This is a genomic window from Myxococcus sp. AM009 (assembly GCF_013372605.1).
In the GTDB taxonomy this organism is placed as follows: Bacteria; Myxococcota; Myxococcia; order Myxococcales; family Myxococcaceae; genus Myxococcus; species Myxococcus vastator.
The window spans coordinates 1-24,069 of the sequence record NZ_JABXEP010000084.1; the positions used below are offsets into that span (position 1 = coordinate 1).

Here is a 24,069-nt window from a genome sequence, read left to right on the forward strand (position 1 = left end):
GGCCCTAGGGCCGATTGCCGTTTCGGCGCGGGGAGGGGGGCTTGGAAGAGGTGGACATGGCGTTCGCGGCGTATACTCGCAACCCGCGTGAGATACGAGTTGCTCCTCCAGACGATGACGCCGGGCTCGCCCTACGAGGCGGCGCGGGTGGATGCCCTCCTTTCCGAGCGAGGTGTGGTCGCCCGGCAGGATGGCGTGCGCAGGTGGTCCTTCAAGAACGGCGACGTCGACATCGGCGAGCTGCGTGAGGGTGGCCAGGTGGTGGCCACCGAGCTGCGCGTGCCGCTGTCAGACCGCCCGGACCTGATGCGCGAGGCCGTGGAGGCCGCGGCGGCCCTGGCCTCCGAGGCCGGTGTCCGGCTGGTGGACCCGCAGCTGGGCCGCTCGCTGACCAGCAAGGACGACGCCGGGGTGATGGAGCAGTACATCCGGACGGCGCGCTACGCGGGCGAGGTGGCCGGCGTGCCCGATGCGATGGGCGCGGGCAGCTACGCGCTGGAGACGGAGGGCTCCCGAGGCTTCCAGCTCTCCACGCGCATGGTCCTCATCGCCATTGGCATCTTCGTGGTCCTGTACCTGGTGGTGGACTCCCTGGTGGGCCAGCTCGGCGGGCGCTGACGCGGTGGCGGAAGACGGGCACGGCCCCTCTCGAAGGGTTACCTTGGGAGCGTGTTCCGCTACCTCCTCCTCGCCCTCATCGTGGTGCCGTTCCTCGAGCTCTACCTGCTCCTGGTCATTGGCCGGCAGATAGGGCCCATGCCCACGCTCGCCTGGGTGCTGGTGTCTGGCCTGGTGGGCACCGCGCTCTCCCGAGGGGAGGGCAGGCGGATGCTGCGTCACTGGCGTGAGTCCATGGCGCGCGGCCAGGTGCCCGCGGAGGGCATCCTCAGTGGCGTGCTGGTGCTGGCCGGCGGCGTGTTGCTCGTCATCCCCGGCGTCATCACCGACGTCGTGGGGCTGTTGCTCCTGCTGCCGCCCGTGCGGCGCCTCATCTCCGCGCGCGTGCGTCGCACCCTGGAGCGCAAGGTGCGCGACGGCTCGATGCACGTCACGACCTTCGGCGGCGGCTTCCACGCCTCCGGGGGCGGCCCCTTTCCCGGAGGCCCCGTGCCGCGGTCGCCGCGGACCGGTGTCCTGGAGCCGGACGCCGGCGGCACCGTGGCCCGCCGGCCCCAGGGCCCGCAGTCGGAAGTGGACGCCGAGTTCACCGAGGAGGAGCCCAGGCGGAGCTGACGCGCCGCCCGGACGTCAGCTCCCGCGCGGCCCCAGGCTGCCCACGCTGGCCTCCAGCGTGGTGGAGCCGGTGCGCCACGGCCGGGCCTGGTCCCTCAGCCACGTCCCGAGGCGGGCCACCAGGGCGCACGCCACCAGCAGCGACACGCCGATGCCCAGTCCCTCCGGAAGCGTCAGGGTGGGGCCCACGCGGCTGGACAGGCCCGCGTAGCTGGACCAGCCGTACACGATGGGCAGGTGCAGCACGTAGACCCACAGCGACAGGCGGCCCAGGGGCGCCAGCAGGCCGCTGACCTTGCGCGGCAGGATGTTGACCACGCCCAGCACCATCATCCCCTGGCCCACGCGGTAGGCCACCAGCCACGCGCTGGCGGGGCCCCAGTCCTGGGGCTGCGCGCGCATGAACCAGAAGAGCCCGCTGCCCAGTATCAGCAGCGCCAGTCCCTGGGGCACGCCGGGGCGGAGGGTGCCCAGCAGGCTCGCGGCCACGGCGCCCGCGAAGAAGTAGCTGGCCCAGGGGAAGAAGGCGAAGCGGCTGGTGCCGCCCGTGCCGATGAGCTGGGTCAGCGGCCCGGGCAGGCCTTCGCTCATCGCCCGCACGCTCAAACTCACCAGCGGAATGCCCACCGCCACCGCCACCAGCATCACGGTGCGGCCCCAGCGCCCCGGCGTCACCGCCAACAGCGTGGCGCCCGCCAGGAGGGCGAAGCCGATGCACTGGAGCGCGTCGAAGACGAACACCTTCGTCAACATCTCCTCGGTCAGCCCCAGCTTGATGACCGTGGACCAGCCGGGCCAGTGCATGAGGTAGCCCAGGAAGATGAGCAGCAGCGCGCGGCGCACCCGTTTGCCGTAGGTGTCCCGGGCCGCCGTGGGCTTTGAACCCAGCGCGGCGACCACCGCCCACCCGGCGACCATCAGGAACAGGGGCGCGGTGATGCCTCGGCAGGTCCAGTAGTGCTGGACCCACACGTCCGCACGCACGGCTGGCGACAACACCGCGTCCAGCGTGTGGCCAATGACCATCGCCATCACCGCGAGCCCGCGCGCGCAGTCGAGCCCGGGGTGGCGGGGGTCTCGTCGCTGGAACGTGAAGGCAGGGCCGAGTTGACTCACGAGGTCCCCAGCATAGGCCGTGACTCGGGCCGCGTCTCGAAAACGCATGAAGCCGCCAGCGCGCCCCTTCACGGAGAGGCAGGGCACCCTGACGGGTCGTGTGGTGCTACAGGGAAAGACATGCGCCTGCATGCCCTGCTGTCCAGCCTGCTGTTGCTTGTCTTCCTGGCCCCTCTCGGCGCGCGCGCCGCGTCTGGAGATGCGTGGTTGGGGCCGGACAAGCCCAAGCACTTCGCCGCGTGTTTCGTGCTCGCGGGCGCGGGGTACGCCGGTGGCGCGCTGCTCTTCGACAACCCTCACGCGCGCTGGCTCACCGGCGCGGGGCTCGCGATGGGCGCGGGGGTGGGCAAGGAGCTCCACGACCTGGGGCGCGGGACGACGTTCTCGATGAAGGACCTGGCGTGGGACGCGGTGGGCACGGCGTCCGGGCTCGCGGTGTCGTACGTGGTGGACCGGCTCGTCTTCCGCCGTGACGACACGCCGTCCCAGGTGGCTCGGGCGTGGCTACGTCGCCCCGTCACGCTCCGCCTCCACGTCGCTGGGGACAGGGGCCTGCCGGGCGGGCTCGCCCCGCGCCTGGCGTTCGACGAGCTGTACCAGCTCCTCTCGATGCAGCCTCGGGTCCACCGTCACCAGGGCGCCGCCGCGGCCGGAGGCGCTGGAGACGAGCACGGTCACCTTGCCGCGCGGGCACTGGTTCATGCAGCCGGAGGGGAGCACGCGGACCTGCTCTCCCAGGCCGCGTTCGGTGAGCGTGCCTTGGAGCCAGCGCGGCAGGTCCAGGCCTCCGGCTCGCGCGCCGCCCTTCATCAGGCACTTCCGGCAGACGAGCACCTCCACGTCCTCCACCGGGCCACCGCCGCTGTCGTCCCGCATCCGTCCTCCGTCATCTCGTTGATGCCGCTCGATGCGCCGCGCGCCCGGCCCTGAGGCTCAAGGGCCCTGTTGGCCGAAGCACGCACGGCGGCCTGAGACTGGGAGGTAGCGCGCTGTCGGGATTCCCGCAGCCCGCCCTGGTCGTTCGAGTGCTGCCGGAGCGGGGAGGCGGCCCGGTGACTGATGGGTCCGGAAAGCGGACGTGTGGGGATGTCACGACGCGGCATTCCTCCGCGGCCGCTTGCTGGTAGCTTGCGCCGCGCTAACGAAGCGGCCGTGGAGGGCTTCCATGATTCAGAACCGGTGGGTCTCGCTGCTGTCGCTGTCCGCGCTAGGCGTCAGCGCGCTCACGGGGTGCGAGCGCACGCCGCCGCCCGCCGAGGCGCCCGTGGCCGCGCCGGAAGCCCAGACGCTGCCGGCGCCCAAGCCGATGACGGCCGAGCAGCTCGCACACTTCTTCAAGCCGCTGCCCAGGCGCAAGGACGCGCCGCCTCCGCCCGAGGACACCGACGCCCAGGTGACGCTGGGGCGGATGCTCTACTTCGAGCCGCGCCTGTCGAAGAACCACGACGTGTCCTGCAACACCTGCCACGGCCTGACGACGTTCGGCGTGGACAACAAGGCGCTGTCGGACGGCCACAAGGGGCTGAAGGGCACGCGCAACTCGCCCACCGTGTACAACGCGGCCGGGCACATCGCGCAGTTCTGGGACGGGCGCGCGGACACGCTGGAGGCGCAGGCCACCGGCCCCATCCTCAATCCGGTGGAGATGGCCATGCCGGATGAGAAGCGCGTGCTGGCCACGCTGACCTCCATCCCGGAGTACACGAAGCGCTTCCGCGAGGCCTTCCCGGGTGACAAGAAGCCGGTGAGCATGGCCAACGCCGCGCGCGCCATCGCCGCCTTCGAGCGCAAGCTCGTCACGACCTCGCGCTTCGACGCCTTCGTGGGCGGCAAGCACGACGCGCTCACCGCGCAGGAGCAGCGGGGCCTGCAGCTCTTCGCCACCACCGGGTGCACCACCTGCCACAACGGCCCCGCCGTGGGCGGCACCTCCTTCCAGAAGCTGGGCCTCATCGAGGACTACCCGGGCCTGAAGGACGCGGGCCGCTTCGACGCCACGAAGAACGAGGAGGACCGGGGCAAGTTCCGCGTGCCCACGCTCCTCAACGTGGACAAGACGGGGCCGTACCTGCACGACGGCAGCGTGGCGGAGCTGCCGCGGATGGTGCGGCTGATGGCGAAGCACCAGCTGGCGCGCACGCTGACGGACCCGGAGGTGGACGACCTGGTCGCCTTCCTCAAGAGCCTCACGGGGGAGCTGCCCCCCGCGGAGCTCATCGCCCCGCCCGAGCTGCCCCCCAGCACCGCGAAGACGCCCAAGCCGGACCCGTCTTGAAAGGTGCGCGGCGCCTTGCGCGTTGCTAAGCAGCGAGGCCCATGGACCGAATGCTCTTCTACGCCCACTCCGGGCTCCGCTATCTGGTGCTGCTGGCTGGCATCCTGGCCCTCGCGTACTTCGCCTACGGGCTCGCCACCCGGAAGCCCTTCGACAAGCTGGGGCGCATCCTGGGCTCGGCCTACTCCGGGCTGCTCCAGCTCCAGGTGCTGCTGGGCGTCGGCGTGCTGGTGACGCGCTTCTATTACCCGGCGCTCATCGGGCACATCGTGATGATGGTGCTCGCCGCCGGCGTGGCGCAGGCGACGCTGTCCATCAACCGCCGCAAGCCGCGGCCGGCCTTCGTGCTGCCGCTGGTGGGCGTGGTCGTGTCCATCGTCTTTATCATCGGCGGCATCATGGCCATTGGCCGTGGCGTCTTCACGACGACGGCGATTTGAGCCGCCCCGGGTAAATGCTGCGCTGAATCACGGCGCGCGGCGCAAATGCTGCGCGCAGCAGGCGAACCCCCACGCATGTCCGCCTGGGTGTTGGCCTTTCGTCATTCTGGCCCTCGCATTGCAATTCGTGCCGCGTGTGCCGGGCAGTGAGCCCGGCCTCCCTTCGAGGAGGGGCACGCGGCGATGCGGACACATGCCCAGGAAGGACGACCGCGCCTGACGCGGGGGCTCGTCCCCGTCATTCCGCTGCTGGCCCTGGTGGCGGCGCCAGTGGCGGGAGCACAGAGCGCCTCGCAAGGGGCCACGCTCTTCACGCAGCGCTGCGCCACCTGTCACACGGTGGGCGAGGGCGACCGCGTGGGGCCGGACCTGCACGGCGTGATGGAGCGGCGCGACGAGGCGTGGCTCACCCGCTTCATCACCAGCCCCGGCGCCGTCATCGACGCGGGCGACCCGGTGGCCACCGCGCTGCTGAAGCAGTTCAACGGCATCCGCATGCCGGACCAGCAGCTCTCCCCCGAGGAGCGCGGCGCCCTCTACGCCTTCTTCCGCGACTGCACGCGCAAGGGGGTGGGCGGCTGCAAGCCCTCGCCCGCGGCGAAGCCGGGCACGGACGCGACGTCGGAAGAGATTGCGCGAGGCCGCCGCCTCTTCGAGGGCACCGAAGCCCTGGCGAAGGGCGGCCCCGCCTGCTTCGGCTGTCATGACGTGCGCGGGCTGGGCGTGGCGGGCGGCGGCACGCTCGGGCCCAACCTCACCTTCGCCTTCGCGCGCATGGGCGAGCGCGGCATGCGTCCCCTGCTGGCGAAGCTGGACACGCCGATGATGGCCGCGCTGTACGCGAAGGCCCCGCTGGAGGAGGAGGAGCAATACGCCCTCAAGGCGTACCTCGCGGACGTGTCGCGCGACGGCAGCAAGCCTCGCGCGGACAGGGACTTCGTCTACCTGGGCCTCGTCGGGATGCTCGCGGTGCTCGGGTTCATGGGCGTTGCCTTCAACGCGCACACCAAGCGAGGTCAGCCGTGAGTGAAGCCCTCTTCTCCGCCATCCCCTACGTGGCGGCGGGCGCGGCCGTGGCGGGCGTGGCGCGCCGGCTGATGGCACGCGCGCCCGCGAGCGCCCCCACGCCCTGGACGTCTTCGGGACGGGCCGTGCTGGCGGGGGGCGTCATCGTGGCCCTCAACCACCTGCTGGGGCTGCTGGCGCCGCGGGTGATGCAGGCCTTCAACGCGTCGCCGGGCCGCCTCTTCACGCTGGAGGCGGTGAGCCTGATTGGCGCGCTGCTGCTCGCCTGGGGCCTGGTGGGCCTGACGCTGCGCCGCGCGCGGGAAGGGCAGTGGCGCACCGCCGCGCTGCTGGGGTTGCTGTTCTTGCAGTCGTGCTCCGGCCTCTACCTGGCGGTGGCGCTGCGCTGGGGCTCGGCCTGGTATGTCCACGTGGTGGTGCCGTACCTGCGCTCGGTGCTGGCCTTCCAGCCGGACGCGTCGCTGCTGGCGCAGGCGCCCTTCATCGTCCAGCTCCACACCCTGTCCGGCATGGTGGTGCTGGCGCTGGCGCTCTTCATCCGCGCGCGACCCGAACACCTCGCCGCGCCCCTGCTCGTCACGCCCCGGGAGGAGACCGCCCGCTGACGCGGCGGCACACCCGTCATGAAAGACGCCTCGACTCGCTTTCCATTCCGTGCCCTGGCCGCGCTCTACCTGGCGGGGTGCAGCGGCCCGGTGAACAACCAGCAGGGCTACATGCCCGAGCAGCCCGTGGCCTTCTCCCACGCCGTCCACGCCGGGCAGTACGGCCTGGATTGCCAGTACTGCCACGTGGGCGCGGAGCAGAGCCGCCACGCCGGCGTGCCCTCCACCAGCGTGTGCATGAACTGCCACACGCAGGTGAAGACGGACTCGCCCGAAATCAAGAAGGTCGCGGCCGCGGTGGCGGAGAACGAGCCGCTGGCGTGGGTGCGCATCCACCGCCTGCCGGACCACGCGTACTTCAACCACGCCAGCCACGTGGGCGCGGGCCTGGCGTGCCAGACGTGCCACGGGCCCGTGCAGGAGATGGTGCGCGTGGAGCAGCAGGAGCGCATGACGATGGGCTGGTGCCTGGACTGCCACCGCGACACGGCGGCGAAGCAGGTGTCCGCGCCGCCGCCCTCCGCGCCCCGCGCTGGCGAGCTGTTGGCCCTGTCGTCCGGCGCGCCCGCACCGGAGCCGCTGAAGGCCCCTCGAATCCTGCAGCCCCCCACGGACTGTTCGAGCTGCCACCGCTGAGGAGTCCCATCCATGTCCGACCCACTTCCCAAGTACTGGCAGAGCCTGGCGGAGCGCGCTGGTGACCTTGGCGCGCACGACGAATTCGCGGAGCCGCTCCCCGTGGGCGTCGCCGCCACGCCTCCGGAGGCGAACACCCGCCGTGACTTCTTCAAGCTGATGGGCCTGAGCGCCGCGGCGGCCATGGTGGCCTGCCAGCGCGCGCCGGTGCAGCAAATCATCCCCTACGTGGCGCGTCCGGATGAAGTCACGCCGGGACTGGCGCTCTGGTACGCGTCCACCTGCGACGGGTGCGGCGCCCGGTGCGGCCTGCTGCTGAAGACGCGCGACGGCCGCCCCATCAAGGTGGAGGGCAACGACGAGCACCCCGTGTCGCGAGGCGGCGTGTGCGCGGTGGGCCAGGCGTCGGTGCTGTCGCTCTACGACGCGAGCCGCGCCCGCTACCCCACTCGCGGCGCCACGCGCGTGTCCTGGACGGACCTGGACGCGGACGTCACGCAGGCCCTGCGCGAGGCCACCGAGGCGGGGAAGGGCATCCGCGTGGTGTTGCCCTGGCACCTGGGCCCCACTGCGGAGGCGGCCGTGAAGCGCTTCCTGGCCGCGTACCCCACCGCGCGCACCGTGCGCGACGAGGCCCTGGGCGAGCTGTCCGCCATCGCCGACGCCCACCGCGTCACGCACGGCGTGCGCGCCGTGCCGGACTACCGCTTCGACAAGGCCGCTGTCATCGCCAGCTTCGGCGCGGACTTCCTGGGGACGTGGGTGTCGCCCGTGGCCTTCACCCGGCAGTACGCGGAGTCGCGCGACGCGGCCCGGCGCCGGACGATGTCGCGGCACTTCCAGGTGGAGCCGGTGATGACGCTCACTGGCGCCGCCGCGGACCGCCGCTTCGTGGTGGCGCCCTCCGACCTGGCGCTGGTGCTGGCGGACCTGGTGCGGCGGCTGGCGGTGAAGGCGGGCCGGCAGGTGCCGGGACTGCCGCCGCTGCCGCCGCCCGCGCTGGACGAGGCCGCGAGGGTGGAGCTCGCGGACGCGCTGTGGGCCCAGCGCCATGACGCACTGGTGGTGGCGGGCGGCGATGACGTGGCCACGCAGGTGCTGGCCAACACCGCCAACGCGCTGCTGGGCTGCGAGGGCCACACGGTGTCGCTGGCGGACGGCACAACGCTGGACGCGGACGCGCTGCCCTTGGGGACGCTGCTGACGGAGCTGCGCGCGGGCGCCGTGGGCGCGGTGCTCTTCATGGGCGCCAATCCCGTCTACAGCGACCCGCGCGGCGCGGAGCTGGCGGCGCTGCTGAAGGACGTGCCGCTCACGCTGTCCACCAGCGACCGGCGGGACGAGACGGCCGTGCACGTGGGCCTCCATGCACCGGAGGCCACCGCGCTGGAGTCGTGGGGCGACGCGGAGGTGCGCCGGGGTGTCGTGTCCCTGCGCCAGCCCGCGGTGGCGCCGCTGCACGAGACGCGCAGCGGCGTGGAGTCGCTGCTCCAGTGGGCGGGAGCGCCCCAGCCGCACTACGACTTCCTCCGCGCGCGCTGGGAGGCGGAGGTCTTCCCTCGGGCCAGCGGCCTGGGGCAGGGCTTCAGCGCCTTCTGGGACGATGCCCTCCGCCGGGGCGTGGTGACGCTCAGCGCCGCCGCGGCGGAAGCCCCCGCCTTCCGAGAGGACGGGCTGGCGAAGGCGCTGGCCGGCGTGGCTCGCCATGCCGCGGAGTGGGAGCTGATGCTGTACCCCACGGTGGCGCTGCGTGACGGTGCCCCCGCGAACAACGCCTGGCTCCAGGAGGTGGCGGACCCCATCACCAAGGTGACGTGGGGCAACCCGGCGTGCATCGCCCCATCCCGCGCGAAGGCGCTGGGACTGAAGGACGGCGACGTCGTCCAGGTGCGGGCGGGGAGCGCGACGCTGTCGGTGCCCGTGCTGGTGCAGGCGGGGACGCACCCCTCCGTCATCGCGGTGGCGGTGGGCTACGGCCGCACGCAGGCCGGGCGCGTGGCGGACGGCATTGGCGTCAACGGCTACCCGCTGTCGGCGGTGGTGGACGGACGCGCGCGGCGCACGGTGCCCGGCGTCACGGTGCGAGCCACGGGCGCGCAGCAGCCCCTGGCGCTGACGCAGACGCACCACCGGCTGGAGGGACGGCCGCACGTGCGCGAGGCGGAGCTGGCCGCCTTCCTGGCCAACCCACGCGCGGGCAATGAGGTGCAGGCGGGGCACGGCGGGGGAGGGCACTCGCTCTCCCTGTGGTCGGGGCACGAGTACAAGGGGCACCGCTGGGCGCTGGCGGTGGACCTGAGCGCCTGCACGGGGTGCTCGGCCTGCGTGGTGTCGTGCCAGGCGGAGAACAACATCCCCAGCGTGGGGCGCGAGGAGGTGCTGCGCCGACGGGAGATGCACTGGATGCGCATCGACCGGTACTACCAGGGCGACGAGGCCAATCCCCAGGTCGTCCACCAGCCGATGATGTGCCAGCACTGTGAGAATGCGCCGTGCGAGACGGTGTGCCCGGTGTTGGCCACGGTGCACTCCAGCGAGGGCCTCAACCAGCAGGTCTACAACCGCTGCGTGGGGACGCGGTACTGCGCCAACAACTGCCCCACGAAGGTCCGCCGCTTCAACTGGTTCGACGCCGAGCACGCCGAGCCGCTGGAGCGGATGGTGCTCAACCCGGACGTCGTGGTGCGCAGCCGGGGCGTCATGGAGAAGTGCTCCCTGTGCGTGCAGCGCATCCAGGAGTCCAAGGCCGCCGCGAACCGGGAGGGCCGCCCGCTGCGTGACGGGGACATCCAGACGGCGTGCCAGCAGAGCTGCCCGGCGAAGGCCATCCACTTCGGTGACGTGAACGACGCGGACAGCCAGGTGGCGCGGCTCGCGAAGGACGGGCGCGCGTTCCGGTTGCTGGAGGAGCTGAACATCGGGTCGTCCATCACCTACCTCACGAAGATCCGGAACACCGGGTCGGGAAGCGGCACATGAGCAACCCGCATCTGTCCCCGCTGCGCGAACCGCTCGTCACCGAGCCGCGCTCCATGGGCCAGCTCACCGAGGAGATCTGCGCCCCCATGGAGCGGGCCCCCACGTGGAAGTGGTGGGTGGCGTTTGGCATCGCGGTGTCCGTGCTCGGCATGGGCGCCGGCATCGTCGCCTACCAGGTGGGCACGGGCATTGGCACCTGGGGCCTGAACAAGAGCGTCGGCTGGGGCTTCGACATCACCAACTTCGTGTTCTGGGTGGGCATCGGCCACGCCGGCACGCTCATCTCCGCCATCCTCTTCCTCTTCCGGCAGAAGTGGCGCACCAGCATCAACCGCGCGGCGGAGGCGATGACGCTGTTCGCCGTCATGTGCGCGGCGCTCTATCCCATCATCCATCTGGGGCGGCCGTGGCTGGCCTTCTGGGTGCTGCCCTATCCGAACGACCGCGGCAGCCTGTGGGTGAACTTCCGCTCGCCGCTCTTGTGGGACGTGTTCGCCATCTCCACGTACTTCACCGTGTCAGCGGTGTTCTGGTACGTGGGCCTGATTCCGGACCTGGCCACGGTGCGCGACAGGGCGAAGGCGGGGCTGCGCAAGGCCGTCTTCAAGGTGATGTCGCTGGGGTGGACGGGCTCGCACCGGACGTGGAGCCGCTACGAGACGGTGTACCTGCTGCTGGCGGGCCTGGCGACGCCGCTGGTGCTCAGCGTGCACACCATCGTCTCCATGGACTTCGCCACGTCGGTCATCCCCGGCTGGCACACCACCATCTTCCCGCCGTACTTCGTCGCGGGCGCGGTGTTCAGCGGCTTCGCCATGGTGCTGACGCTGATGATCATCACCCGCGTGGTGCTGGGCTACGAGCACCTCATCACCCTGCGCCACCTGGAGAACATGACGAAGATCATCATCGTCACGGGCGGCCTGGTGTCGCTGGCGTACGCGACGGAGTTCTTCATCGCCTGGTACTCCGGCAACCCCTACGAGCGCTTCGCCTTCATGAACCGCGCCTTCGGGCCCTACGCGTGGGCGTATTGGATCATGGTGACGTGCAACGTGGTGTCGCCGCACCTCTTCTGGTTCAAGAAGGTTCGCACCTCGCCCGCGGCCATCTTCGTCCTGTCGCTGGTCATCAACGTGGGCATGTGGTTCGAGCGCTTCGTCATCATCGTCACCAGCCTCCACCGCGACTTCCTGCCGTCGAGCTGGGCCATGTACACGCCGACGATGGTGGAGGTGGGCACCTTCATCGGGACCTTCGGCCTCTTCTTCACGCTGTTCCTGCTCTTCGTCCGCGTGCTGCCCATCATCTCCATCGGCGAGGTGAAGAGCGTGCTGGGCTTCGCTCGCGAAGGCCATGACGCCCAGCCGCACCCGCCCGCGAAGCCGGTCGCCGAGGAGGCGCACCCCGTGGCCATCGCCATTCGAAAGGACGCACCCGTATGAGCGCCCCGGTTCTCATCGGCTACTTCGACAGTGAGGCGCAGGTGCTGGACGCCACCCGGGCGGTGCGCGAGGCGGGCTTCGTCCTCCATGACGTGTACACGCCGTACGCGGTGCACGGGCTGGATGACGCCATGGGCCTCAAGCCCAGCCGCCTCACCTGGGTGTGCTTCGGCGCGGGCCTCCTGGGCTGCACGCTGGCGCTGTCGCTCCAGTACTACACCAGCGTGGTGAGCTGGCCCCTCAACGTGGGCGGCAAGCCGTTCAACTCGTTCCCGGCGTTCATCCCCGTGACCTTCGAGCTGACGGTGCTGTTCGCGGCGCTGGCGACGGTGGCGGCCTTCCTGGTGCGGGCGAAGCTCTTCCCCGGGAGCCGCCGCTCGGTGCTCCCGCGTGTCACGGATGACCGGTTCGCCATCGCGGTGGCGCCGCGTGAGGCCCCCTCGGAGCTGGACGCGGCCGAGGACCTGATGCGCCGCCACGGCGCGGTGGCGACGGACCTGTTGGAGGTGGCGTCGTGAAGAGGCTTCACGTGGGCGCGGTGGTGCTGGGGCTGGCCCTCACGGGCTGCGAGCAGGACGAGACTCGGCCCAACTTCGAATACGCGCCGGACATGGTGTCGTCCGTGCCGTTCGACACCTTCGCGGCCAACCCCGTCACGGTGGACGGCAAGACGCTGCTGGCGCCGGTGAAGGGGACGGTGCCGCGAGGCCACCAGCCGCTGCACCTGGCCGCGGGGCCGGAGGAGGCTGCACGCGCGGGGCGGGAGTTTCAGAATCCGTACCCGGCCTCGCCAGAGGTGCTGGCGCGGGGGAAGGTGACCTTCACGCGCTACTGCGGGCCGTGTCACGGCACGGAGGGCCTGGGCGACGGGCTCGTCACCGCGCGCTTCCCCATGCCGCCGTCGCTGCTGGCGGAGCACGCGAAGCAGCTCCCCGACGGGCAGGTGTTCCACATCATCACCCACGGGCAGGGGCTGATGCCGGCCCATGGCTCGCAGGTGGCTCCGGAGGACCGGTGGAAGATTGTCCACTACGTCCGGACCTTGCAGGACCCCGCGCGGACGTCGCGGAAGGACGTGCCATGAGTGCTCTGCATGAAGTGACCACCGCCCCGGCGGCTGGCTTCGAGGTTCCTCCCGCCGTGCACCGCGCGGCGCAGGTGCTGGCCGGCGCGGGCCTGGGCATCCTGGTGGCGGGCCTGGCCATCGCGCGCGAGCGTGCCCTGACGAGCCTGCTCACCAGCGGCTTCTACTTCCTGTGCCTGGGCCTGGGCGGCGCGGTGTTCCTGGCGCTGATGTACGTGGCGAACGCGGGGTGGTTCACCGTGTTCAAGCGCATCCCCGAGGCCTTCGCCGCCTACGTGCCCTGGGGCGCGGTGACGATTCTGGCGCTGCTGCCCTTCGTGTCCTCGCTGTACCCGTGGGCGAAGCCGGGCGTCATGGAAACGGACCACCTGCTGCATGAGAAGGCCGCCTTCCTCAACGTGCCCTTCTTCGCGGCGCGCATGGGGGTGATGCTGGCGGTGTGGGTGGGCTTCACCTGGATGTTGCGGCGCATCTCCCTGCGGCAGGACGCGGAGCGCTCGCCGGAGCTGGCTGGGCGCAACGTGAAGGTGTCGGCGGTGTTCCTGGTGCTCTTCGCGCTGACCTTCTGCCTGGCCGCGTTCGACTGGCTGATGACGTTGGAGCCGCACTGGTTCAGCACCATCTACGCGCTCTACAACTTCGCGGGCCTGCTCAGCTCCACGGTGTGTGCCATGACCATCGCGGCGATTCTGCTCCACCGCGCGGGCGCGCTGCCGCAGCTCAACACCAGCCACCTGCACGATTTGGGAAAGTTGATGTTTGCCTTCGCCACGTTGTGGGCCTACCTGTGGTTCTCGCAATACCTGCTCATCTGGTACGCGAACATCCCGGAGGAGACGGTCTACTTCGTCACCCGGCTGCACGGGACGTGGGCGGTGGCCTTCTATCTGAACGTCGCGCTCAACTGGGCGCTGCCCTTCGTGCTGCTGTTGCCTCGGCCCGCGAAGCGCAATCCGTCTCACCTGCTGCGCGTGGCGGCCATCCTTCTGGTGGGGCGCTGGTTGGACCTGTACCTGATGGTGGTGCCCGGCAATCAACCAGACGGCGTCGCGCTGGGTGTGTTCGAGCTGGCCGGCTTCGTGGGCATGGCCGCGCTCTTCACACTGGCGGTGACGCGCACCGTGCGCTCCACGCCCATGTTGCCGGTGGGTGACCCGTACCTGGTGGAGAGCCTGCACCACCACACCTGAGCCCGTTTCAGAGAAAAGGAGCGGTGGAAGCCTCGGTGCCGAGGACTCCCCGGAAGCCCGCTCCCGACCGCGACGCCGCCCGTCCTCCTCGACGGGCGGCGTTGCCCTTTCCACGGTAGGCTGCGTCATGGCCTTTTCCTCTCCTGGACGAGCACCCCTCCGAGTGGCCTTGTTGGGCTATGGCATCGCGGGCAGGCACATCCACACGCCGCTGATTCAAGGCGTGGACGGACTGGTGCTCCAGGTCGTCGCCTCGCGCCAGGAAGAGGCGGTGCGCTCCACGTTGCCGCAGGTCACCCGCTGCGACTCGCATGAGGCCGGGGCGACGCACCCCGACGTGGACCTGGTCGTCATCGCCACGGCGAATGACCTTCACGCGCCATTGGCGGAGGCCGCGCTCAAGGCGGGGAAGCACGTCGTCGTCGACAAGCCCTTCACCATCACCCTTGCCGAAGCCCGCGCGCTGCGGGCCCTGGCGGCGTCGCGTGACCTGCTGCTCTCGGTGTTCCACAACCGGCGATGGGACACCGACTTCCAGGCGCTGAAGGCGCTGCTCGCGGAGGGCACGCTGGGCCACGTCGCGCATGTCGAGTCGCGCTTCGACCGGTTCCGTCCGGAGGTCCGCAAGCAGTGGCGGGAACAGGTGGTGCCGGGCGCGGGCGTGTGGTTCGACCTGGGGCCGCACCTCGTGGACCAGGCGCTGCACCTGTTTGGATTGCCGGAGTCCGTGGCCGGTACTCGCGAAGCCCTGCGCGAGGGCGCCTTCGTGGATGACTGGTTCCAGTACACGCTGGCCTATCCCCGGCGGCGGGTGGTGCTCCAGGCGTCCATGAGCATCGCGGCGATGACGCCTCGCTTCGCCGTGCATGGCTCACGGGGCTCGTGGCTCACGTTGGGCAGGGAGCAACAGGTTCCTCGTCTGGTAATGGGCGGCCCACCCGAAGGGCTCGCCTGGCACGACGCTTCGCTGCATGGGCAGCATGGCGCGCCCACCGTCGCTTCGGCAGGGGACTACCGGCAGTACTACGCGGGCATCCGGGATGCGCTCCTGGGCGGCGCACGCAATCCCGTGACGCCCATCCAGGCCGTGGCCGTCCAGGCGGTGCTGGAGGCGGGCATCGAGGCGCAGGCGAGCGGCCGTGCCCAGCCGCTGGCGCTCACAGCGGAGGAGCGCGCTGCCTTCGACGCGGGCGTGGATTGATTCGCGCGGCACGGGCAGTTCGGCGTTTTCGGTGCAGGCGCTGCTTGATTCGCGCACAAGGGGATGCCTACTCCTAGCGGCGTCGTGGACTCTCCCTGTCGCCCGCGCGACCCCCGAGGACCCCTTGAGCTCGAAGAAGCCCGGCCGTAACGACCCGTGTCCCTGTGGCAGTGGCAAGAAGTACAAGGTCTGCCATGCCACAGAGGACCGGGCCCGCGCCGCGCCGCCCGCCGCCCCTGCCTCGTCCGCGAGGGCGGACCTCGAGGCGGCGATGGCAGTGCTGGGCGACCCCGAGGTGTCCAAGCTGTCCGGTGCCCTGGAGCGGCTGGCGGAGTTGCTCACGGATTGGGGCCCGGTGCCTGGCCTGCGCTTCGACGTGAAGGCTTTCTCCGAGCACGTGGGGAAGGAGCTGGCCCGGTTGTCGGAGAACACGGAGCAGGACGCCTCCAGCGCCCGGCGTGAGCTGCTGGTGGGGACCGTGCGAGAGCTGGGGACGCCCGCGTTCCTGGAGGCGCTCGGCGCCGCGTTGATGGCGAAGATGTCGACTCCGGGACTGTCGGCGGAGGACCGGAGGGCCGTTGGCGTGGGCACGATGCTGGCCTCCGCGTCCAAGCGGATGGGCAAGGCCCGGCCAGAGGACATCCCCGTGCTGGACGTCATCTTCGACGTGCAGTTCCGCGAGTGGAGCGCCAGGCACAAGGAGCTGTCCCAGAAGTACGAGGCGCTGGTGAAGGGGCTGGAGGAGGAGTCCCTCTCCGACGAGGCGAAGGCCGCGCTTGAGCAGGCTCGCGGCGGCGACGTGGGCGCGCTGCTCAAGTACGTGCAGGACGAACCGGAGCTGGCCGAGCGCATCGCCCGCGAGGCGAAGGAGCGCGCCGCCCGGGTGGAGGCGTGGCTGCGGGCCGCGACGTCGCCGGCCGTCTTCTCACCCGAGGAGGAGCTGTGGCTCACCTGCGCGCTCTGGGAGCCCATGCAGGCGCTGAAGCTCCTGCCCACGGGCACGGAGCCCGCGGTGCGCCGGGAAGCGGTGACGGCGCTGATGCGGGCGGTGAAGGGCGCGCTGGATGACGACTTCCTCTCCGGGCTGCTCGTCCGGCTGCGCGAGAAGGCGAAGGACCCCGCGGCGGATGAGGCCACCCGCGCGGCGTTCATGGACGCCGCCATCGCCTTCGAGGCGGAGCCCGCGCGGATGACGCTCGCCGCGCTGCTCACGGCGCGGAAGGAAGCGGAAGGGGGCTCGCCCGAGGAGATGGTGGCGCTGGCCGACCTCAAGGCGCTCACTGCCTGGACGCCGGAGTCCTTCGAGCCCTACCGCGCGCTGCTGCTGAGCATGGGCCTGCCGGCCGCCGCCGCGCGTGTCCAGCGCTGCCAGGAGTGGCTGAAGGGGCATCCGGTGACGCTGCGTCCCGAGCCGGCCTGAGTCAGGACGCCTCGGGTCGGCGACGGCACGGGGCGTCAACGGGGCGCACGGTGTTCGGGGCGAGCAGGTGCGTCGTGGGCTCCTTCGTCGTAGCGCACGGTGGGGACAGGTCTCCCAGCCGCCTTCCCAGACGGGGCCAGGCAGGGGCCTGGCGCTCTTGGCTGGCTGTGGCGGCTTGCGCTTCTGCACCACGTGGCCTGGGGCGGCCCGCGCGCCGGGCCAGTCTCGCACCTGCCGTGGGCAGGCCCAGGTGCCCCAGAATCGCTCGCACCCCTCCCGCCTCCTTCACGTATGCCATCACTCGCCGCCTGCCTCCACACCTCATGAAGGCAAACACGTCGACGTCGAACGTCCTGCTGAGCAACTCGGCGAAAGTCCACTCGCGGTGTCCTCTTCTTCATCCGCTCCTTCCTGGCCGCTGCCTCAAGCCCCGCACTCGCCACCTCCGCACCTGCTTGAGGGAGCAGAAATGGCCACAGCCTGGCGCACGACTCCTGGCAACACGCGACAGCGAATCGCTGTCTTGTTTTGTCAGCAAGGTATGAATACACACTCAAGGGGAGGCGCAGGCAAGCGTCAGCGGCAACGCCAATTCATTGGTACGCCAATTCCAAGGGCTGCGCCTGCCCATTGAGGACGCTCCCCGCGATTCCACGGGCGCTGGCATCGAACCGATGACGCCTACATGTCATCAATGGATGGAAGCAACCCAGCACGCCCAGGCACTCCGAAAATCATCGCAGCCTTTGTGCAACATTCCTCAAAGGCTGTCCGGTTGAAGGGTGGCTTGCAATTGAGCGGCGCAGTCCACTAAACCCACTCAAAGCAAGAATCTAGACTTCGGAGATCCTCATGAGGTTCATTCCCGTTGTTTGCCTGACGCTTTCGCTGGTTGCGTGTGGCTCGCCGGACGCCGTGCAGCGCGAGGACGCCTTGGAGGCGGTCACACACGAGGAAGTAGCGGCATCAGAAGAGGCGCGGAGTCAGGCGGAGTGCCCCGGTGCAGGAGACGAGGTGTCCGCTCAGGCATGCGTCAAGCGCTGCTCCGGGGGCCTGCAGGCGGGCCAGCACTGCAGCATCGACTCCAACTGTGGCAAGACGTGCTCCGGGGGCCTGCAGGCGGGCCAGCGCTGCAGCATCGACTCCAACTGTGGCAAGACGTGCTCGGGGGGCCTGCAGGCGGGCCAGCACTGCAGCATCGACTCCAACTGTGGCAAGACGTGCTCGGGGGGAACCTCCGCGGGCCGGGCCTGTAATACCGACGCCAACTGCCCCAACGGGCTCTGCAATTCGCACCTCTGCAACTCGCACCTCTGCAACTCGCATCTCTGCGTGACGTACTGCTGAGTCACTCGACTCGGCAACACCGCCTCCCCTGTGAGCCGGTCGCTTTCTCAGGGGGGAGCGGCTTTCGACGCCGCCTTCGCGAAGAGCACCAGTCCCCCGCTGATGAACAGGGCCATCCCCGGGGTGCTCGCTGCCAAGATTCGGCACGAGCTTGGTGACGGTGCAGGCGCGGTCGAGCTGGATGCGGATACTCCAGATTAGCGTCTTGGCGAGCCGGTCCACGAGCGACATCGGTAATGGGCCCACGGGTGGCTGTGGAAGCCCCGGAGCCAGCGCGTCCAGCGCTGCCAGGAGTGGCTGAAGGACCATCCGGTGACGCCGCGTCCCGAGCCAGCCTGAGCGCTTCGTGGTTTGAGCCCCGGGCCTTGATGCCGGGCCCGGGTGGGTGCGCAGCTTCGAGCTCCCACGGATTGCACGTTGAAGATGGAGTTCACTATGCTCGCAAATTGACATTTCGGCTGGATTTCACCGGGGCATGGGGGTTGTTCGTGGGTGAGCACCGCAGCGCTGTGGGTGGAGTGACTGAGGGGGAGCGTCGTCCGGTTGCCATCGTTGGTGCATCGGGACGGTTTCCAGGGGCGAAGGACCTGGAGACCTTCTGGGCCAACCTGAGCCAGGGTATCGACTCGGTGACCGAGGTGCCTCGGGAGCGCTGGACGTGGGGCGCCCCGCCGTTCGCCGCTTCGAGCGCGCGGGCGGGGTTCCTCGACGAGGTTGACCGGTTCGATCCGGGCTTCTTCGGCATCTCGAGGGAAGACGCCGCGGTGATGGATCCGCAGCAGCGCCTCGTGCTCATGCACTGCTGGAAGGCCCTCGAGGACGCGGGGCACTCCGTCCCTGTGCTGGAGGGCGGCGGCAAGGCAGGTCTCTTCGTCGGGATGCGCCCCTCGGACTACCTGCCCGGGCTGCACGAGCGGGGGCTGGTGGAGAACGCGCAACACCTGCTGGGCAATGACCCATTGATGGTGCTGCCGCGGGTGTCACGGATGCTCGGCGTCCAGGGCGCGAGCCTCGTCGTGGACGCGGCCTGTGCGTCCTCGCTTGTTGCCATCCACCTGGCCTGCCAGCAGTTGCAGTCAGGCTCCGTCGAACTGGCGCTGGCGGGAGGCGTCTTCGTCATGGCCACCGCCCGGTTCCATCGCCTGGCGGCCGAGGTGGGCCTGCTCTCGCCGGGTGGACGGTGCCGGCCCTTCTCCCTGGATGCGGATGGCTTCGTCCCCGCGGAGGGTGTCGGCGTGGTGGTCCTCAAGCTGCTGGAGCGGGCCGTGGCGGATGGGGATCGGATCCTCGGGGTCATCCGGGGCAGCGGCACCGTCCAGAGCGGACGGCTTCCAGGCGCTCCCGTCACGAACGCGCTGGGCGCCGGTTGGGCGGACTTCATCCGCGACGTCCAACAGCAGGCGGACGTCGAGCCCGAGACGATCTCCTATGTGGAGGCGCACGGCAGTGGCATCCGCGGCGAGGATGACCAGGAGCTAGAGGCCCTTCGAGCCGTGTTCCATGAGCGGGCTCCGAGGGCGGGCTTCCGCGCCATCGGCTCCGTCAAGGGGAACGTCGGGCACGCCGTGCCCGCCGCGGGCATGGCGGGGCTCCTCAAGGTCCTCCTCGCCTTCGAGCATCAGCAATTGCCGCCCTCGCTTCACGCGGACGAGGCGGGCGACCACGAGCGCTTCACGACGACGCCCTTCGAGGTCAACACCCGGTCGCGGCCCTGGGTGAGCGAAGAGGGCGCACCCCGCCGCGCCGCCATCAACGCCTTTGGGATGGGGGGCACGGATTGTCACCTCATCGTGGAGGAGGCGCCCCCGCTTCCGCCTCGCGTGGATGCGCCGGAGCGGCCGGCCTACCTGTTCTTCTTGTCCGCGCGAAGTGACGAAGCGCTCCGGCAGTTCGCGATGGACCTGGCGGAGCGGCTCGGTCAGGCCCTGGCGCGCGGCGATGCGCCTCATCCCGGCGACGTCGCCTTCACCCTGGCCCGGGGCCGTGGTTCGCTGGAGCGGCGTGCCGCCTTCGTGGCGTCGGACCTCCAGGAGCTGTGTGAACTCCTGCGCCGCTTCGACGGTTCGTCCGGAATGAGGGAGGGGGGCCCGTTCTCTGCGGCGTCCCGGCGGGCGCTGCGGGAGATGAGCGGGCGGATGTTGCGTGAGCTGGGGCCGGAGCGCTCCCGCGCTGATTGGCGCGACACGCTCACGGTCGTGGCGGAGCTCCATGCGCTGGGAGTGGACGTCGACCGCTCCCTCTTGTTCTCGCGGGGGGGCTACCGGTGCGTCGCGTTGCCCACCCAGCCGTTCACGACCGAGCGCTGCTGGTTGGACCTGCCGCGTCCGGCGCGACTGCCGACACCCGTCTTGGCGCCAGCGGCGAGTGCGCCACTGGGGCGCTCCTCCGCGCCGGTGCCAGCCGTCGTCTCGACGCTGCCTGTCGTGCCGGCACTCGCCTCCGTGCCGACGTCACCTGTCGAGTTGGCGCTCCCCGCGCGTGGGAACTCCGAGGACGCATTGGCGGAGCCGCCGCGCGCCCCTGAGAACGCGCTCCTGCTCGGGATGGAGTGGCATGCCGTGGAGGCGCAGTTCGTCGATGAGGCCGTGGACCTGAGCGGGAACCTGGTCGTGCTGGTGAACGAGGAGACCCTCGACCTGGCCCGTGAGGCGCTCGCCTCGCTTGGGAATCCCCAGGCGTTCCTCGTGGCGGGCTGCGGTATCGGGCGCTCGGGGCCACATGCCCTGCTGGACTTCGACCGGTATGAGGCTGGCGTCCGGCTCGGGGAGGAGCTGATCCAGCGGCCCGGACGTCTCGCGGGCATCATCGACTTGTCGGACCTCCGCGCGGCTCCGCGGCAGGAGGACGAGGAAGAGGGCTCCCGGTTCGATTCGCTCGGGCGCATCGGGTTGTTGCAAATGCTGCTGAAGCGGAGCCGAGGCGAGTCCTTCCCGTTGCTGCATTTCACCCGAGGGCTCCGACCCTTCAGGGCCAGCGGTCCGCTGGACCTGGGAGGTGGGTTGATGGCCGCCCTGGTGAGCAAGCTCGGCGCGGAGTACGCGGGACTGCGGGCGCGCACCGTGGATGTGGAGCAACTGCCCGAGTCCGCAGAAGCGCTCGCGTCACTGCTTCGCCAGGAGCTGGAGGTCCACGACCCACGAGGCGAGGTCGCGCTCCGGAGCGGCGCGCGGTACTGCCTCTCCATGAACCCGCTGACGGATACGGCGGGAGCCGCGCCGCTCATCTCCGCTGACAAGACGTATGTCATCACCGGTGGGGTGCGTGGCATTGGTCTGGAGGTCGCGAAGCACCTGGTGGCCCGGGGCGCCCGTCGGCTCGCGCTCCTGGGCGTTCGGCCGTTGCCGCCCCAGCACGAGTGGGTCGGGCTTCTCGCGAATCCCTCCACGGATGAGTCCCTCTGTGAGCGGCTCGCGCCCTTGCAGGCCTTGCTCTCACAGGGCGTCCAGGTGCGGGTCCACGTCGGCTCGCTGACGGACGCGGCGGCGCTGGAGTCGTTCTTCGGTGACGTGCGCGCGACGCTCGGGCCCATCGGCGGGTGTGTCCACTCCGCGGGAGCCGTGTTCTTCGATCCGCCCTCGTTCAGCAGCAAGCCCTTGAGCCAACTCCGTGGGGTGCTGGAGCCGAAGGTCGATGGGCTCCGCGTCCTGGAGCGCGCGCTTCGCCGGGACGCGCTCGACTTCTTCGTGTTGTTCTCCTCTGTCTCTGGGGTGGCGCCCTCGTTGGCCGCCGGCATCGTGGACTACTCGGCCGCCAATGCGTTCATGGACCTGCTGTCCGAGCACCGGCGCGCACAGGGCCGTGACGCCTACCAGTCCATCATCTGGCCCAACTGGAAGGACGTGGGCATGGGGGAGGTGGGCAGCGCGGCTTATCGTGCGCTCGGCCTCGCGGCCCACTCCACCTCGGAGGGGCTCGCGCTGCTGGACGCGGCGCTCGCCTCCAAGCGAGCGGTGGTGCTGCCAGCCATCATCGAGCCCGCCCGCTTCGCCGTCGACGCGCTGCTTCAGCCGCGCGTTCGTCCCCTGCCTGCGCGCCTCGTGCGCGCCGAGTCCAGGGTGAGCCCGGCCGTGGTCCAGGGCTCGGCTGCCCCAGTGACGAGGCCTGCGCTCGTTGTGTCGCCCGCGTCTGTGGCAGCGCCTGCGTCCGTCACGTCGTCCGCGCCTGCCGCAGCGCCCGCGCCCGTCGCGGCGCCCATGCCACAAGGCGACTCCGGCGACGCGCTCCGCGAAGAGGTCCAGCAGTGGCTCCAGCAGATGCTCGCGCGGGTCCTGAGCCTCTCGCGCGACCAGGTCGGCGCGGACGCCGACTTCGAGACGTTGGGCCTGGACTCCATCCTCCTCATCGAGGTGATGACGAAGCTGGAGGACTGGCTGGGCGTGGACGTCGACCCTTCGTTGCCGCTCCAGTACCGGACCGTGAGGACGCTGGTGGAGCGGCTGGTGGCCGCGTATCCGGAGGCCATCCGAGCGGTATGCGACGCGGCGCACCCGGAGGGGGGCAGCTCGGAGGGCGTCACTCCGGAGGTTCGTCCTCAGGTGCCCGCGCAAGAGGCGGCCCGGCCACCGGAGGTGCCGCTTCCCCCGCGTGTCCCCGAGCCCGCCGTCCTGGCGGAGCCCGGAGCCCTGTCGGGAGGCGTGGAGCCCATCGCGGTGGTTGGCATGGCGTGCCACTTCCCGGGCTCCTCCGGCCTGGAGGCGTACTGGCGCACGCTCCGTGACGGCCTGGACCACATCACCGAGGTCCCCTCCTCACGCTGGCGCGCGGAGGACCTCTACTCCAGCACGCACCGGCCCGGGCGGAGCGTGGGCAAGTGGGGGGGCTTCCTCCAGGGAATCGAGCACTTCGACCCGGGCTACTTCCACATCGCGAAGGCGGACGCGCCCTGCGTCGACCCGTTGATGCGTCAGTTCCTGGAGGTCAGCGTGCAGTGCCTCCAGCACGCCGGCTATGCCCGGGACGAGCTCGCCGGCAGGCGGGTGGGCGTCTTCGTGGGCTCGCGCATGAGCGGCTATGCCGCGCGCATGCCCGCGCCGACGCGCAACGGCGTCATCGGCTCAGGCCAGAACTTCATCGCGGCGCACGTGTCGCACTTCCTCGACCTGAAGGGGCCGGGCCTGGTGGTGGACACCGCGTGCTCGTCCTCGCTGGTGAGCCTCCACCTGGCCTGCCAGAGCTTGTACTCCGGGGAGTCGGAGCTGGCGCTGGCCGGCGGGGTGGACATCCTGCTCGACGAAGGGGTGTACCTCACGCTCAGCGAGAGCCGCGCGCTGTCGCTCGACGGCAGGTGCAAGACCTTCGACGAGCGGGCGGATGGCTTCGTCCCGGGCGAGGGCGCGGGCGTGGTCCTGCTCAAGCCCTTGCGCAAGGCCCTGGCCGACGGGGACCGCGTCTACGGCGTCATCGACGCGACCGCTGTCAACAATGACGGCCACACCATGGGCATCACCACGCCCAACCCCGCGGGGCAGCGCGCCGTCATCGAGGAGGCGCTGCGCCGGGGACGCGTCAACCCGCGGACCCTGGGCTACGTGGAGGCGCACGGCACCGGGACCCGGCTGGGGGACCCCATTGAGCTCAAGGCGCTCACGGAGGTGCTCGCGCCGGCGGGCGCGCGTCCGGGCACCTGCGCCGTGGGCAGCGTCAAGAGCAACTTCGGCCACCTGCTGAGCGCCGCGGGCATCGCGGGCTTCCTCAAGGTGGTGCTCTCCCTGGTCCACCAGCAGCTGCCGCCCACGCTGCACTGCGCGACGCCCAACCCGCGCTTCAGCTTCGAGTCGTCACCGCTCTTCCCCAACACCGTGCTCCGGCCGTGGGAGCCCCTGGAGGGGGTGCGCCGCGCGGGCGTCAGCGCGTTCGGCTTCGGGGGCACCAACGCCCACGTCCTGGTGAGCGAGGCCCCCGTTCAATCGGGGCCGCGACGCGAGCCACGCCCCCCCGTGGTCTTCTCTCGCGAGCGTTACTGGCTGGAGGCGCGCGGCGAGGCGCCAGCGCCACGCCCAGCGAGCGCGCCCCGTCCCCGGCGTCAGCTCGTCGCCCTGGAGCTCGGCGCGACGGGCTGACGCGGAAGGGAGG

At 70.7% G+C, this 24,069-nt stretch carries 18 protein-coding genes; 17 read left to right on the forward strand and 1 reads right to left on the reverse strand.

What is annotated here, in order from left to right; genetic code table 11:
• The first annotated feature begins 87 nt into the window (after positions 1 to 87).
• Positions 88 to 618 (forward strand): hypothetical protein, encoded by a 531-nt coding sequence (locus HV824_RS20995; RefSeq protein ID WP_176420489.1) that lies wholly within the window; start codon positions 88 to 90, stop codon positions 616 to 618.
• 51 nt (positions 619 to 669) lie between these two features.
• Positions 670 to 1,233: an FxsA family protein gene (locus HV824_RS21000; protein WP_176424051.1), complete on the forward strand. Its 564-nt coding sequence runs from the start codon at positions 670 to 672 to the stop codon at positions 1,231 to 1,233.
• Between the two features lie 15 nt (positions 1,234 to 1,248).
• Here HV824_RS21000 and HV824_RS21005 read toward each other — a convergent pair whose 3' ends face one another.
• Positions 1,249 to 2,397, reverse strand: coding sequence for an acyltransferase (locus HV824_RS21005; RefSeq protein WP_176420487.1), 1,149 nt, complete (start codon positions 2,395 to 2,397; stop codon positions 1,249 to 1,251).
• Between the two features lie 72 nt (positions 2,398 to 2,469).
• Here HV824_RS21005 and HV824_RS21010 point away from each other — a divergent pair, with 72 nt between their 5' ends.
• The 15 genes from HV824_RS21010 to HV824_RS21080 all read left to right on the forward strand — a co-directional run bounded on the left by HV824_RS21010 (position 2,470) and on the right by HV824_RS21080 (position 24,056).
• On the forward strand, positions 2,470 to 3,279 hold the full coding sequence (locus tag HV824_RS21010) for a hypothetical protein (protein ID WP_176420486.1): 810 nt from the start codon (positions 2,470 to 2,472) through the stop codon (positions 3,277 to 3,279).
• Between the two features lie 235 nt (positions 3,280 to 3,514).
• Complete coding sequence (locus HV824_RS21015; RefSeq protein ID WP_176420485.1) at positions 3,515 to 4,624, forward strand: cytochrome-c peroxidase; 1,110 nt, start codon at positions 3,515 to 3,517, stop codon at positions 4,622 to 4,624.
• A gap of 41 nt (positions 4,625 to 4,665) precedes the next feature.
• On the forward strand, positions 4,666 to 5,064 hold the full coding sequence (locus HV824_RS21020; RefSeq protein ID WP_176420484.1) for a hypothetical protein: 399 nt from the start codon (positions 4,666 to 4,668) through the stop codon (positions 5,062 to 5,064).
• 183 nt (positions 5,065 to 5,247) lie between these two features.
• Positions 5,248 to 6,090 carry a c-type cytochrome gene (locus HV824_RS21025; RefSeq protein ID WP_176420483.1) on the forward strand — a complete coding sequence of 281 codons (843 nt, stop codon included), beginning with the start codon at positions 5,248 to 5,250 and terminating at the stop codon, positions 6,088 to 6,090.
• A complete protein-coding gene (locus tag HV824_RS21030; RefSeq protein WP_176424052.1) occupies positions 6,087 to 6,695 on the forward strand; it encodes a respiratory nitrate reductase subunit gamma in 609 nt (202 codons plus the stop codon). Before HV824_RS21025 ends, HV824_RS21030 begins: the two co-directional genes overlap by 4 nt.
• Positions 6,696 to 6,713: 18 nt before the next feature.
• Positions 6,714 to 7,331 carry a cytochrome c3 family protein gene (locus tag HV824_RS21035; protein WP_176424053.1) on the forward strand — a complete coding sequence of 206 codons (618 nt, stop codon included), beginning with the start codon at positions 6,714 to 6,716 and terminating at the stop codon, positions 7,329 to 7,331.
• Between the two features lie 12 nt (positions 7,332 to 7,343).
• Positions 7,344 to 10,310, forward strand: a complete 2,967-nt coding sequence (locus tag HV824_RS21040) for a TAT-variant-translocated molybdopterin oxidoreductase (protein ID WP_176424054.1) — start codon at positions 7,344 to 7,346, stop codon at positions 10,308 to 10,310.
• Positions 10,307 to 11,755, forward strand: coding sequence for an NrfD/PsrC family molybdoenzyme membrane anchor subunit (gene nrfD, locus HV824_RS21045; RefSeq protein WP_176424055.1), 1,449 nt, complete (start codon positions 10,307 to 10,309; stop codon positions 11,753 to 11,755). Before HV824_RS21040 ends, nrfD begins: the two co-directional genes overlap by 4 nt.
• Positions 11,752 to 12,273: a DUF3341 domain-containing protein gene (locus HV824_RS21050; protein ID WP_176424056.1), complete on the forward strand. Its 522-nt coding sequence runs from the start codon at positions 11,752 to 11,754 to the stop codon at positions 12,271 to 12,273. The genes nrfD and HV824_RS21050 overlap by 4 nt, the downstream gene beginning before the upstream one ends.
• Positions 12,270 to 12,839: a cytochrome c gene (locus tag HV824_RS21055; protein WP_176424057.1), complete on the forward strand. Its 570-nt coding sequence runs from the start codon at positions 12,270 to 12,272 to the stop codon at positions 12,837 to 12,839. Before HV824_RS21050 ends, HV824_RS21055 begins: the two co-directional genes overlap by 4 nt.
• Positions 12,836 to 14,029: a hypothetical protein gene (locus HV824_RS21060; RefSeq protein ID WP_176420476.1), complete on the forward strand. Its 1,194-nt coding sequence runs from the start codon at positions 12,836 to 12,838 to the stop codon at positions 14,027 to 14,029. The genes HV824_RS21055 and HV824_RS21060 overlap by 4 nt, the downstream gene beginning before the upstream one ends.
• Before the next feature lie 127 nt (positions 14,030 to 14,156).
• Complete coding sequence (locus HV824_RS21065; RefSeq protein WP_176424058.1) at positions 14,157 to 15,230, forward strand: oxidoreductase; 1,074 nt, start codon at positions 14,157 to 14,159, stop codon at positions 15,228 to 15,230.
• Between the two features lie 124 nt (positions 15,231 to 15,354).
• The gene (locus tag HV824_RS21070; RefSeq protein WP_176424059.1) at positions 15,355 to 16,650 is read left to right on the forward strand and encodes a YecA family protein; all 1,296 of its coding nucleotides are present in this window, start codon (positions 15,355 to 15,357) and stop codon (positions 16,648 to 16,650) included.
• A gap of 1,014 nt (positions 16,651 to 17,664) precedes the next feature.
• Complete coding sequence (locus HV824_RS21075; protein ID WP_176424060.1) at positions 17,665 to 17,997, forward strand: hypothetical protein; 333 nt, start codon at positions 17,665 to 17,667, stop codon at positions 17,995 to 17,997.
• Between the two features lie 518 nt (positions 17,998 to 18,515).
• Positions 18,516 to 24,056 (forward strand): beta-ketoacyl synthase N-terminal-like domain-containing protein, encoded by a 5,541-nt coding sequence (locus HV824_RS21080; RefSeq protein ID WP_176424061.1) that lies wholly within the window; start codon positions 18,516 to 18,518, stop codon positions 24,054 to 24,056.
• Positions 24,057 to 24,069: the final 13 nt, after the last annotated feature.